Consider the following 11,841-nt stretch of genomic DNA (forward strand, 5'->3'; position numbering starts at 1 on the left):
AATGGATGCGTTTTATACCCTAACCTTAACACGGCCATAAAGTTATGTTACCAGACAACAGAAGGGCGTAAGCGATACGGGGAAAATGTATTCAGGCATAACCGCGAACGCAGAATTTCAAACTACCTGCTGTCATTTACGAAGGTAACACCCAGTATATACTGGCTAAAGGCAAACCGATACCCAGAAATGCCGTTGTATCTGACTTTGGACATTGGCCTGCCACTTAACCCGATTATGGTTTTTGAGGATTTATGTTTAGAATTACCCAGTATTTGAGCTAACCAATATGTATGCCGCTCCTATGGGGGAGGGCATGCTAAAATTAAATATCACATGTTTATAGCATTAAGCACATTTGAAATTGCAAATGATATGGCTGCGGAAGTGAAAGAGGCTTTCGTGAACCGCCCGCAGTTGGTGAACAATGCCCCCGGTTTTGTGCGCCTGGATGTTTTGAGCCCAAAAGATAATGCCAACGAGATTTGGATGATGACCTTCTGGACGGATGAGGAAAGCTATACCGTATGGTATAAAAACCACATGCGTGAGGCACACCAAGGTATTCCCAAAGGGCTGCGCCTGGTCCCGAACAGCCCCAAGGTACGGCTGTTCGATCATATCACGGAGTAGGTTCAGGTTAAATAAAAGAAACAGCAGCCATCTACCGTATTTGGTTTTTGGCTGCTGTTTTAGTGTACAGGCTATTGTAAAGCGTATGAGGGCAAGTCATTAGCCGATCATTCGGCGGTTGTCAGTATAAATGGTAACCTTTTCGTTTCAGACGAGTTTTAGTTATAAGCTTTGAAATATGATGCATGCATACTATATTTCGGAGTAGTCATTTAAAAAAGCACTGGTAGCCGATCAGTCGTCCTCATAATCGAGGCCCATCATTTTGTTGTATGCCTGCTGTAACTCCGCGAAAGCGTGCATGTTGCCTTCCTGTCTGCTGATTTGCATTCCTTTTTTGTAGGTTTGTTCTGCCAGGTCAGGTTTGCCGAGCGCTTCGTATAGTTTAGCGGCATGATAGTAAGTACCCACGTAATTCTCGTGCTCAGCCAGAAGTTTTTCGTAGTAGAAAAGAGACTTTTCCTGGTCCGTTTGCCTGTATTCTGTGGCGATTGCGTACAAAGTGAAAGCGTCGTTGGGGTCGTCTTCCAGAAATTTAAACAGCTGGTTTAGTCTATCTTCGTTCATTTCGAATTGGCTATATTTTAATTAACTTCGCACAAATCTAAATTTAAAAAGCTAACATTTCTACTCATGAAAATATTAGTTTGCATTAGTAACGTACCGGATACCACAGCCAAGATTAACTTCACGGCTGATAACAAGGCATTCGACAAAAACGGTGTTCAGTTCGTGATCAATCCTTGGGATGAGTATGCCCTCACCAGAGCCATTGAGCTAAAAGAAGAGAAGGGCGGCACCGTAACGGTGCTGAACGTAGGTGAGGCCGACACAGAGCCCAACATCCGCAAGGCGTTGGCAATCGGAGCCGACGACGCGATCCGGGTAAACGCTTTTCCGAAAGATTCCTTTTTTGTGGCGCAGCAAATCGCTGCCGTGGCCAAAGACAATAGCTATGATGTGATCCTGATGGGCAAAGAGTCGATTGACTACAATGGCTCGCAGGTACACCACATGGTAGGCGAGTTGCTGGGCATTCCGTCTGTTGTGCCAGCCTTTAAGCTGGACATGCTGGATGACAGCACGGCCCGCCTGGAGCGCGAGATTGAGGGTGGCAAAGAAGTAGTGGAGGTAAAGCTGCCATTTGTGGCAAGCGCCCAACAGCCTATGTCTGAACCACGTATCCCGAACATGCGCGGCATCATGACAGCCCGCACAAAGCCACTGAGCGTGGTAGAGCCCGTAGGAGCCGACGTAAAGGCAGACTATGTGAGCTACAGCAAGCCCGCCAAAAAAGAAGGCGTTAAAATGATTGACCCGGAGAATGCGGGTGAATTGATTACATTGTTAAGAAACGAAGCTAAAGTACTATAAGAATATGTCTGTATTAGTATTTGTAGAAGGTCTGAACGGCGAGATTAAGAAATCGTCGGTAGAGGCGGCCACTTACGGCAGCCAGGTAGCACAGCAGTTAGGCACCACGGCCACGGCGGTAGCCATCGGGGAGGTGCACGAAGAGGCGCTTCAAAAATTAGGAGAGCAAGGGATCAGTAAAGTGTTGTATGACAACGATGCCCGCTTAACCCAGTTTGTTTCCGGTGCCTACGTAAAAGTTATCGCGAAAGCAGCTGAGCAGGAAAGCGCTAAAGTGCTTGTTTTCTCCAACTCTAACATTGGAGCGGCGATCGGCGCTAAGCTGGCAATACGCCTGAACGGCTCCCTGGCGACAAACGTAACAGAGCTTCCGAAAATTGATGGCGGCAACTTTACCGTGACACGCGGTGTGTTCTCGGGCAAAGCGTTTGCCGATGTAGCGCTCACCTCAGAGGTGAAGATTATTGCCCTGAAGAAAAACTCAATTGACATTGCTACAGGAGCCGGCACAGCCTCTGTCGAGAATTTCTCTGCTGATCTTGCGGATGCGGATTTTGCCGAGAAGCCAAAGGAAACTGTGATGCAGGAGTCGGACGGCGTGTTGCTGCCGGAGGCTGAGATAGTGGTCTCTGGTGGTCGCGGAATGAAAGGGCCGGAGAACTGGCACCTGATCGAGGACCTGGCCAGCGCACTCGGTGCAGCCACTGCCTGTTCCAAGCCCGTATCGGACATGGACTGGAGACCGCACCACGAGCACGTGGGCCAGACAGGTATAACCGTTAGCCCGAACCTCTATATCGCGATCGGTATTTCCGGTGCTATTCAGCACCTGGCCGGGGTTAACTCTTCTAAAGTGATTGTCGTTATTAATAAGGATCCAGAAGCGCCCTTCTTTAAAGCTGCCGATTATGGTATCGTTGGAGACGCTTTTGACGTTGTACCAAAACTAATAGAAGCTGCGAAAGCTTTAGACAAATAGATTAACATAAACTGTGGAGAAAATTCAGCTAGAGATACTTGGTCTCTCATCAAGCCAGTCTCAGACCGGCTCATTTGCGCTTGTACTTGGGGAAAGAGATGGTAACAGAAGGCTTCCGATCATCATCGGCATGTTTGAGGCTCAGTCCATCGCCATCCAGATAGAGAAAATAAACCCGAATCGCCCGCTCACGCACGATTTGTTTAAAACCTTTGCAGAGCAGGTAGATGTCACCATCACCGAGATCCTGATCTCTGACTTGAAGGAGGGTGTGTTTTACTCTAAAATTATGTGTACCGACGGTGCCCGCGAATTTGAACTGGATTCCAGGCCTTCAGATGCCATTGCCATCGGCTTGCGCTTTGGCGTTCCGATTTACACGGTAGAAAGTGTGCTGTCGGAAGCAGGAATTATTTTGAGCGATCTGGAAGAGGAGGAGTCAGAAACTGAGGAGATGACTGTGAAAAGCTCATCGGCGTCTGTTTCATCCAGTTCTAAAGAGTCATTGAGCCAAACTTCTGTTGATGAGTTGAATAAGCTGCTGAACGATGCCCTGGAAAAGGAAGATTACGAACGCGCCGCAAAAATACGCGACGAAATCAACAAACGTAATTAAACCTTCCCACCAAAAATGACAAAAAGTCCTGCACTACGTAAGTGCAGGACTTTTTGTTTTATGAGATAATAGATTTAATTTTGGCAAATTTCCCCACGGCATGTATGACATTTTACGAGGAAGCATAGGACTGCTTATATTGCTCTCTATTGCTTTCCTGTTTTCAACAAACAAGAAGAAAATCGATTGGAAGCTGGTTGGCTTCGGTGTATCCCTTCAGATCTTATTTGGCGTGCTCGTGACACAGGTGCCTATGGTGGCCGATGGTTTCGCTGTGGTGAGCCGGGGCTTTGTTACGTTTCTGGATTTCTCGCAGGCAGGTGCCCAATTCCTGTTCGGTAACCTGGCCAATCCAGCCGAAAACGGAGGCCTGGGTTTTATCTTTGCCTTTTCGGTGCTGCCAACCATCATATTCTTCTCCACAGTGTCTTCCGGGTTATACTATCTGGGTGTGCTGCAAAAAATCGTGTACGGTATTGCTTGGGTAATGTCCAAGGGCATGCGCTTGTCGGGTTCAGAGAGCCTTTCAGCGGCGGGCAACATCTTCCTGGGGCAGACCGAGGCGCCATTGCTGGTGCGCCCGTTCATTAGCCGCATGACGCGCTCAGAGCTGATGTGCCTGATGACAGGAGGTATGGCCACGCTGGCAGGAGGCGTGTTGGCGGCCTACGTGTCGTTTTTGGGCGGCGATGACCCGGTTCAGAAAGCAGTTTTTGCAGCACACCTGCTCACGGCATCTATTATGAATGCGCCTGCGGGTATAGTGCTGGCTAAAATCCTGGTGCCGGAAAACGAGCCCGAGAAAATCACTACCAAGCTGGAGATGAACGAGGAGCAACTGGGTGTGAACCTGATAGACGCGCTTTCGAGAGGGGCAGCTGACGGTTTGAAGCTGGCTGCCAACGTAGGGGGTATGCTTCTGGCCTTTATCGCGGTGATTGCGCTGGTAAACTACCTGCTCACTGACCTGGTTGGGGTATGGACAGGCCTGAACGGGTGGGTAGTATCCAGCACGAATGGTAGCTTCAACGGATTCTCCTTACAATACATATTAGGTCAGATTTTCCGGGTGTTTGCCTTTATTATGGGCGTTCCCTGGGCAGACACCTTGCAGGTAGGCAGTTTGCTTGGCCAGAAAACAGCCATCAATGAGTTTGTCGCTTACCTGGACCTGGCCGAAATGAAGAATGCAGGCACCCTGTCAGCAAAATCCATTGTGATGGCGACCTATGCGCTTTGCGGCTTCTCTAACTTCAGCTCTATAGCCATTCAGATTGGGGGTATAGGCAGCATGGCTCCTAGCCAGCAGGGGAATCTCTCTAAACTGGGTTTTATCGCCTTGTTGGGCGCGTCGCTAGCTTGCATGATGACAGCCACCCTGGCAGGGATGCTGTACGTCGTATAACATAAAGCACAGCAATCAAAAATGGCCGGCTACTTCTCAAGTAGCCGGCCATTTTTGATTGAGGGTATCGCTGGACTTAAGGGTTTCAGGTTTACAAATGGCTCTGGCTTTCTTCGCCCTCTTCCACTTTCTTGGCATCCCGCATCAGGCGGTTGGCAAACACGAACTCATTCAGTTCCGGCACATCCGTGTCCATGATGATGTCGCGGGTGCCCTCCCAAAGCTTCTTGCCCTGATACAGAAAAAATATCTTATCACCGATCTCAATCACCGAGTTCATGTCGTGTGTTACGATGATGGTGGTGATGTTGAACTCCTCTGTAATTTCCTTGATCAACTCGTCGATCTTAATGGAAGTCAGGGGGTCAAGGCCTGAGTTCGGTTCATCGCAAAAGAGGTACGTACAATTGGGTGCAATGGCCCGGGCGATGCCCACGCGTTTTTTCATACCCCCGCTTAGCTCGGAAGGCATCTTTTTGTTGGAGTTCTCAAGCCCCACACGTTTCAGGCAAAAGTTCACCCGGTCATTCCGCTCGCTCTTACTCATTTCCGGAGATAGCATTTTAAGCGGAAAGGCCACGTTTTCCTCTACGTTCATAGAGTCAAACAGGGCTGACCCCTGAAAGAGCATCCCGATCTTGCGGCGAATCTCCTGCCGGATGTCCAGCTTGTTGTTGGTAAAATAAGTACCGTCAAAAGTTACGCTGCCGATGTCGGGCTTTACCAAACCGACAATGCACTTTAGCAACACGCTTTTACCAGTACCGCTGGCGCCGAGCAGCAAGTTGGTCTTGCCCGTCTCGAAAACCCCGCTCACGCCATCCAGCACTTTCTTGTCGCCGAAGGTTTTATGTATGTTATGAATCTCTATCATAGTATGGGAATGTAGCTCACAGCAGTAGCTGTGCACAAATAAAGTCTGCGATCAACACGGCGATTACCCCGTTGGTAACGGCCGTAGTGCTGGCCGCACCCACCTCCAGTGCTCCGCCTGAGGTAAAATAACCCCGGAAAGAAGAGATAGAGGAAATCAGAAAGGCAAATACCACAGATTTGATCAGGGCAAACACAATGTTATACGAGATAAAGTCCTCGCGAATACCTGAGATGTACTCCTGCGCTGTCAGGGCACCTGATAAAGTACCCGCAATGTATCCCCCTGCAATTGACAGGAACATGGCCAGTATGACCAGGAGCGGAAACATGAACAAGGCTGCAATTATCTTGGGCAGCACCAGGTAAGAGGCAGAGTTTATACCCATTACTTCCAGGGCATCCACCTGCTCCGTGATCTGCATCGTGCCCAAACCACCCGCAATGCTGGAGCCGACCTTACCGGCCAGCACGATGGAGGTGATGGTGGGGGCAAGTTCCAGAATGGTCATTTCCCGCACCATAAACCCGATGGTGGAGCGGGGGATGAAGGCGTTGTTCAGGTTATAAGAAACCTGCACGCAGGTTACTGCACCGATAAAGGTGCTGACGATGGCGACAATGAATATGGAATTGATTCCAATCAGGATGGCTTCATCAATGGTTCTTTTGAAGAGGATACGCGGCGATTCGCTACGCGTAAACAAACTCGACATAAAAAGTAAATACTTTCCGAAATGTTGCAGCATAGGGCTTATAGTAGCTGATGAATCATGCTAATCTGGTGAACAATGGGCAAAAATACTGTTTAATACCTATATTACGTTTAAAATCACAAAACATATAAAACTGCACATATTTATGCAACGATACATTTTGGTGACCGGCGGTACGAAAGGGATAGGGCGAGCTGTTGTGGAACAATTCGCCAAAGAGGGCTTCCATATCATTACCTGTTCCCGAAACGAAAAGGACCTGCAAAAGTTGAAGCTGGAGATAGAGCAGTCTTATACTTTCTCAAAAGTTTTTTACCGTGAGGCTGATTTAAGTGAGAAAAAATCAGTGCAAGCCTTCCTTGGCTATGTGAAAGGCCTTGGGGTGAAGGTGGATGTACTGGTGAATAACAGCGGCCTGTTCGTGCCCGGTAAGATAACAGAAGAGGACGACGAGGCGCTGCCTTTTATGGTGCAGACTAATTTATACAGTGCTTACTACCTTACAAAAGGCTTGGTGCCGGATATGATCAGTCGCCGCTCCGGGCATATTTTCACGCTTTGCTCTACCGCTAGTATTACCCCTTATATTAATGGAGGCTCTTATTGCATCTCTAAGTTCGCGCTGTACGGCATGACTAAAGTGCTCCGTGAAGAACTTAAGGAACATAATGTGCGGGTAACGGCAATATTGCCTGGGGCTACCCTTACAGCCAGTTGGGAAGGTGTGGATCTGCCGCCGGAGCGTTTCATCAAAGCCGAGGATGTGGCGATGTCTATCTTCAATGCGTATGTTCTTTCTGAGAACAGCGTGGTAGAGGAGCTGTTGATCCGCCCTCAACTGGGCGATTTGTAGTTTCTTTAGGCTAGCGGCTAAATCTAATTTGTTTGCAACCGCTGGCGTCTGCAGATTATTTTTAATTAAAAGTTTAAAGATTTATATATGGAGTTAGAAGGAAAAGTAGCGGTTGTAACTGGTGTGAGTAAAGGCATTGGCTTGGCTACCGTGGAACTCTTGTTAGCTAAAGGCATGCTAGTGGCAGGCTGGGGACGAACTGCACCGGATCTGGAGAACAAGCGCTTTCATTTTTTTGAATGCGATGTGCGCGACCACCAGCAGGTAGAGCAAGCGTACAAAGCTACTTTACAAAGCTTAGGCGGTCCTGTAGCAGTATTGGTGAACAATGCCGGGTTGGGCATGGCTGGCGCTATCGATGAGATGGCGCTGGAGGACTGGCATACCATGTTCGAGACGAATGTGAACGGGCTGTTTTATTGCAGCCGCCTGGTGCTTCCGGGCATGAAAGAGGCCGAGGAAGGGCATGTCATTAATATCTCTTCTATAGCCGGAACAACCGGAATAGAGCAGATGGCGGGTTATTGCGGCACCAAGCACGCTGTGCGTGGTATTTCGCACGCGATGTATAAGGAAGTGCGCGAGTATGGCGTAAAGGTGACATGTATTTACCCAGGTTCGGTTAAAACCAACTTTTTCGATAACATCGACAGTGTGACCGTGAGCGACAACATGATGCGTCCGGAGGATATCGCCTCCACCATATTGCATGCGTTGCAGTCACATCCCAACTACCACCACGTGGATATTGAGGTGCGCCCGTTGATGCCAAAAGGGAAGCGTCAAAAATAGTAAAAGACTGGCCTGGCTTTTGTAGCTTTGCGTTCTTGAAAGGAGGGTGCAAAGCTCTTTTTTATTAGTAAACTTATCCTAATACCATGTTATACCCTAACCAGCACGCTATAAATTGTCTGTTGAAGTAAAGCATTTGTCGAAAATATATGGTGCACAGCGCGCTGTAGACGATGTTTCGTTCACGGTGGAGCCGGGGCAGATCCTGGGTTTTCTGGGACCGAACGGCGCGGGCAAGTCCACGACCATGAAGATCGCCACCTGCTACCTGCCGCCAAGCGCCGGCACGGTGGTGGTGAACGGCTACGATGTGCTGCAAGACCCCATGGCCGTGCGACGCAGCGTAGGGTACCTGCCGGAGCACAACCCCCTCTACCTGGACATGTACGTGCACGAGTACCTTCAATTTGCCGCGTCTGTTTACGGGCTGAAGGGCAGAAAAGGAAGGGAAAGGGCGATGGAGATGGTGGAACTCTGCGGTCTCGCGTTGGAGCAAGGCAAAAAGATTCGGGCCTTGTCAAAAGGCTATCGGCAGCGGGTGGGGCTGGCGCAGGCATTGGTGCACGACCCGCCGGTGCTTATCCTGGATGAGCCAACCACTGGCTTGGATCCGAACCAGATCGTGGAAATTCGGGCGCTGATCAAGCGGGTGGGGCAGAATAAGACGGTTATTTTCTCAACGCACATCATGCAGGAGGTAACGGCCATCTGCGACCGTGTGGTGATCATTAACCGCGGGAAGTTGGTAGCCGACAGTGAAGTATCGGGCTTGCACGAAGCCAACCAGCAGGAGAAAACTACCCTAGTGGAATTTGAGCAGCCTGTGGAAGAGGAAGTGCTGCGCGCCATTCCAGGGGTGCTGCGTGTCACGATCGGCTCAGCCCATACCTACCGGATCGTGTCGGGCAAAGGGGCTGATATTCGCGCCAGCATTTTCCGGATTGCCGCTGAGCGCAACTGGCCGCTGGTTGGGCTGCGGCAGGAAGAAAACTCCCTCGAAAAGATATTCCAACAGTTAACGAAGTAACTGGAAGTTCAGGATTTATAATTAGAAATGCAGAGGGAGGATGTCGACTTAGAGCGTATAACCCTTCCTTTTTTAATTTCTGATTCATAATTTTTAATTTAAATAGTAAATGCTCGCCATTCTCAAAAAGGAAATCAACGGATTCCTTAATTCTTTAATAGCCTACATCGTCATCGCAGTTTTTCTGGTGGCGACCGGTATGTTTATGTGGGTTTTTCCGGAAAGCAGCGTCCTGGAGTACGGCTTCGCCGACATGCAGACGCTTTTCAATATGGCGCCCTGGCTGTTCCTTTTCCTGATCCCGGCCATCACTATGCGCACGTTCGCGGAGGAAAAGCGTGAAGGCACCATTGAGCTGTTGCTTACTAAGCCCCTGACAGATATAGGGCTTATACTCGGTAAATACTTCGCGGCGTTGCTGCTGGCCTTATTTGCCCTGTTGCCTACCTTGCTCTACTATGTGTCGGTATACCAGTTGGGCAGCACCGTGGGCAACATTGATTCGGCAGCGGTAGCGGGCTCTTACATCGGGTTGATCTTTCTGGCGGGTGTTTTCACTGCAATTGGCCTTTTTGCCTCTTCCGTGTCTGATAACCAGATCATCTCCTTCGTGCTGGCTGTTTTCCTGAGTTACATCGTGTTCACGGGCTTTGACCTGATAGCTTCCATTCCGGCTTTGTCCGGTGTCAGTTTCCTGATCGGCCAACTGGGCATTTCCTATCATTATACCGCCATCAGCAAAGGCTTGATCGACTCACGCGATATACTCTATTTCTTAAGTGTCATTACCGTGATGGTGCTGGCTACCAGATTGGTTCTTAAAAGCAGAAAGTGGTAATGGCACAGTTGAAGAGCAAAAAAAGCAAAGACATCCTACAGTTCCTCGCCTGGGTGCTGGGCATAGTGTTGCTGAACATCATAGCTGCAAATTTCTTTTTCCGGTTAGACCTGACGGAGGATAAGCGCTATACCATCGCCCCAGTGACTAAACAGCTGCTGGGGCAGCTTCAGGAGGAAGTTGTGGTAGATGTATACCTGGAAGGCGACTTCCCGGCGGGTTTTAAGCGGTTACAGCAGTCTGTGCGCGAGACGCTGGATGAATTCCGGATCTATTCAGGGGGGAACCTGCGCTATAACTTTATAAACCCGAATGATATTACCGATGAGAAGCAGCGCAACGAGTTTATTTTGAGTCTGGCTAAAAAAGGCATCACCCCAACTAACCTAAAAGCCACTGAAGACGGCAAGCAAGTAGAGAGGCTAGTATTTCCGGGAGCCGTGGTGCGGTATGGCAGTAAAGAAACGGCTGTTTCGTTGCTCAAAGGTAATCTGGCGGCTTCCCCGGCCGAGCGCCTGAATCAGTCGGTGGAGGGTGTGGAGTACGAACTGGGTACAGCCATTCGTAAAGTCGCTTTGCAGGGGGACAAGGTCATCGGGTACATTACCGGACAGGGCGAGCTGGAAATGAATCATGTGACAGACTTGCTGGGCTCGTTGCAGGAATATTACCGGGTAGCCCGCGGAGAGCTTTCTGAAATCCCAACATTAGAAGGCCTCGATCTCATCATTGTTGCCAAACCAACTTCCGCGTTCACGGAGGCAGACAAGTTTAAGATCGACCAGTTCATTATGAAGGGCGGCAAAGCAGTGTTTTTTGTAGATGCCCTGAACGCCAACATGGACAGTGTGGGAGCAGGGGGGATGTTTGCGATGCCGTATAACCTGAACCTGGACGATATGTTGTTTCGTTACGGTGTGCGCCTGAACCCTACGCTGGTGATGGACCTTAACTCCGGGTTTATACCGATGGTGACGGGTTACCTGGGAGACCGGCCACAGACCGAAATGACCAACTGGCGCTTTTATCCGCTGCTCAATAATTTCAGCAAGCACCCCATCACCCGCAACCTGGATGCTGTTTATACCAAGTTCATCGGCACGATTGATACCGTAAAAGCGGAGGGAGTGCGAAAACTGCCCTTGGTTTATACTTCGCCTTATTCCAGAATCCTACAGCCGCCTGTTCCTATCACGCTGGAGGAAGCCCGCATGGAGGTAAACCCGGAGCAATACAATGCTGGCCCGCAACCGGTGGGCTACCTGCTGGAAGGTAAGTTTACATCCTTGTTCCGCAACAGGAAGGTGCCGCAAGGCGTGCAGGCTGGCAAAGTACTGGAGCAGGGTGTGGAGACCAAGCTTGCGGTATTCTCGGATGGCGACCTGGTGCGCAACGAAATCAATGCCCGCACCGGACAGGCCTATGAGCTGGGCTTCGACCGGTACAACAACATCACGTTTGCGAATCGGGAGTTGGCTATGAACACCATTCATTATCTGCTCGACTCTGGGGGGCTGATCAACGTGCGGAGCAAGGTGATCGAGTTGCGGCCATTGGATAAAGTAAAGGTGCGGGAAGAGAAAAGCTACTGGCAATTGCTGAACCTGATCGCCCCTGTGCTGGTGCTCGGGCTGTTTGGGGTAGCTCGCTACTACATGCGGAAGCGTAAATACGAGCGGTTTTAAAATTATCCTCCTCAATGCCAGGTAAACAGCAAAAAGGGGCAGGGAAAGGC

13 protein-coding genes are annotated in these 11,841 nt (G+C 49.7%); 10 read left to right on the forward strand and 3 right to left on the reverse strand.

Going from position 1 to position 11,841, the window contains the following annotated elements; genetic code table 11:
* Nucleotides 1-336: 336 nt before the first annotated feature.
* On the forward strand, nt 337-633 hold the full coding sequence (locus ACXYMU_RS06750) for an antibiotic biosynthesis monooxygenase family protein (protein WP_458985602.1): 297 nt from the start codon (nt 337-339) through the stop codon (nt 631-633).
* A gap of 234 nt (nt 634-867) precedes the next feature.
* On the opposite strand, the gene ACXYMU_RS06755 is transcribed toward ACXYMU_RS06750, so the two are convergent.
* A complete protein-coding gene (locus ACXYMU_RS06755) occupies nt 868-1,200 on the reverse strand; it encodes a tetratricopeptide repeat protein (RefSeq protein ID WP_458985603.1) in 333 nt (110 codons plus the stop codon).
* A gap of 66 nt (nt 1,201-1,266) precedes the next feature.
* Between ACXYMU_RS06755 and ACXYMU_RS06760 the strand changes: the two genes are divergently transcribed.
* The 4 genes from ACXYMU_RS06760 (at nt 1,267) to ACXYMU_RS06775 (ending at nt 5,007) form a co-directional block, all read left to right on the forward strand.
* Nucleotides 1,267-2,007 (forward strand): electron transfer flavoprotein subunit beta/FixA family protein, encoded by a 741-nt coding sequence (locus ACXYMU_RS06760; RefSeq protein ID WP_458985604.1) that lies wholly within the window; start codon nt 1,267-1,269, stop codon nt 2,005-2,007.
* 4 nt (nt 2,008-2,011) lie between these two features.
* Entirely contained in the window at nt 2,012-2,986 is a 975-nt protein-coding gene (locus ACXYMU_RS06765) for an electron transfer flavoprotein subunit alpha/FixB family protein (protein ID WP_458985605.1), read from the forward strand.
* Between the two features lie 13 nt (nt 2,987-2,999).
* The gene (locus tag ACXYMU_RS06770) at nt 3,000-3,602 is read left to right on the forward strand and encodes a bifunctional nuclease family protein (RefSeq protein ID WP_458985606.1); all 603 of its coding nucleotides are present in this window, start codon (nt 3,000-3,002) and stop codon (nt 3,600-3,602) included.
* 100 nt (nt 3,603-3,702) lie between these two features.
* On the forward strand, nt 3,703-5,007 hold the full coding sequence (locus tag ACXYMU_RS06775) for a NupC/NupG family nucleoside CNT transporter (RefSeq protein WP_458985607.1): 1,305 nt from the start codon (nt 3,703-3,705) through the stop codon (nt 5,005-5,007).
* 91 nt (nt 5,008-5,098) lie between these two features.
* Here ACXYMU_RS06775 and ACXYMU_RS06780 read toward each other — a convergent pair whose 3' ends face one another.
* Nucleotides 5,099-5,881, reverse strand: a complete 783-nt coding sequence (locus tag ACXYMU_RS06780; protein ID WP_458985608.1) for an ABC transporter ATP-binding protein — start codon at nt 5,879-5,881, stop codon at nt 5,099-5,101.
* A 16-nt stretch (nt 5,882-5,897) separates the two neighbouring features.
* Entirely contained in the window at nt 5,898-6,629 is a 732-nt protein-coding gene (locus ACXYMU_RS06785; protein ID WP_458985609.1) for an MlaE family ABC transporter permease, read from the reverse strand.
* Nucleotides 6,630-6,741: 112 nt separating this feature from the next.
* On the opposite strand from ACXYMU_RS06785, the gene ACXYMU_RS06790 reads away from it, so the two are divergent.
* The 5 genes from ACXYMU_RS06790 to gldG all read left to right on the forward strand — a co-directional run bounded on the left by ACXYMU_RS06790 (nt 6,742) and on the right by gldG (nt 11,791).
* Nucleotides 6,742-7,449, forward strand: coding sequence for an SDR family oxidoreductase (locus tag ACXYMU_RS06790; RefSeq protein ID WP_458985610.1), 708 nt, complete (start codon nt 6,742-6,744; stop codon nt 7,447-7,449).
* Between the two features lie 87 nt (nt 7,450-7,536).
* On the forward strand, nt 7,537-8,241 hold the full coding sequence (locus ACXYMU_RS06795; RefSeq protein WP_458985611.1) for an SDR family oxidoreductase: 705 nt from the start codon (nt 7,537-7,539) through the stop codon (nt 8,239-8,241).
* Between the two features lie 115 nt (nt 8,242-8,356).
* Complete coding sequence (gene gldA / locus ACXYMU_RS06800) at nt 8,357-9,268, forward strand: gliding motility-associated ABC transporter ATP-binding subunit GldA (protein ID WP_458985612.1); 912 nt, start codon at nt 8,357-8,359, stop codon at nt 9,266-9,268.
* A gap of 109 nt (nt 9,269-9,377) precedes the next feature.
* Nucleotides 9,378-10,106 carry a gliding motility-associated ABC transporter permease subunit GldF gene (gene gldF / locus ACXYMU_RS06805; RefSeq protein ID WP_458985613.1) on the forward strand — a complete coding sequence of 243 codons (729 nt, stop codon included), beginning with the start codon at nt 9,378-9,380 and terminating at the stop codon, nt 10,104-10,106.
* On the forward strand, nt 10,106-11,791 hold the full coding sequence (gene gldG, locus ACXYMU_RS06810; RefSeq protein WP_458985614.1) for a gliding motility-associated ABC transporter substrate-binding protein GldG: 1,686 nt from the start codon (nt 10,106-10,108) through the stop codon (nt 11,789-11,791). The genes gldF and gldG overlap by 1 nt, the downstream gene beginning before the upstream one ends.
* Nucleotides 11,792-11,841: the final 50 nt, after the last annotated feature.

The sequence above is a fragment of the Pontibacter sp. CAU 1760 genome (assembly GCF_054482735.1).

Bases quoted from the DNA above. Each gene is read 5' to 3' on its own strand.
- ACXYMU_RS06795 (WP_458985611.1), top strand. From the start codon at position 7,537: ATGGAGTTAGAAGGAAAAGTAGCGGTTGTAACTGGTGTGAGTAAAGGC.
- ACXYMU_RS06760 (WP_458985604.1), top strand. From the start codon at position 1,267: ATGAAAATATTAGTTTGCATTAGTAACGTACCGGATACCACAGCCAAG.
- ACXYMU_RS06785 (WP_458985609.1), bottom strand. From the start codon at position 6,629: ATGCTGCAACATTTCGGAAAGTATTTACTTTTTATGTCGAGTTTGTTT.
- ACXYMU_RS06755 (WP_458985603.1), bottom strand. From the start codon at position 1,200: ATGAACGAAGATAGACTAAACCAGCTGTTTAAATTTCTGGAAGACGAC.
- ACXYMU_RS06780 (WP_458985608.1), bottom strand. From the start codon at position 5,881: ATGATAGAGATTCATAACATACATAAAACCTTCGGCGACAAGAAAGTG.
- gldG (WP_458985614.1), top strand. From the start codon at position 10,106: ATGGCACAGTTGAAGAGCAAAAAAAGCAAAGACATCCTACAGTTCCTC.
- ACXYMU_RS06775 (WP_458985607.1), top strand. From the start codon at position 3,703: ATGTATGACATTTTACGAGGAAGCATAGGACTGCTTATATTGCTCTCT.
- gldF (WP_458985613.1), top strand. From the start codon at position 9,378: ATGCTCGCCATTCTCAAAAAGGAAATCAACGGATTCCTTAATTCTTTA.
- ACXYMU_RS06750 (WP_458985602.1), top strand. From the start codon at position 337: ATGTTTATAGCATTAAGCACATTTGAAATTGCAAATGATATGGCTGCG.
- ACXYMU_RS06790 (WP_458985610.1), top strand. From the start codon at position 6,742: ATGCAACGATACATTTTGGTGACCGGCGGTACGAAAGGGATAGGGCGA.
- ACXYMU_RS06765 (WP_458985605.1), top strand. From the start codon at position 2,012: ATGTCTGTATTAGTATTTGTAGAAGGTCTGAACGGCGAGATTAAGAAA.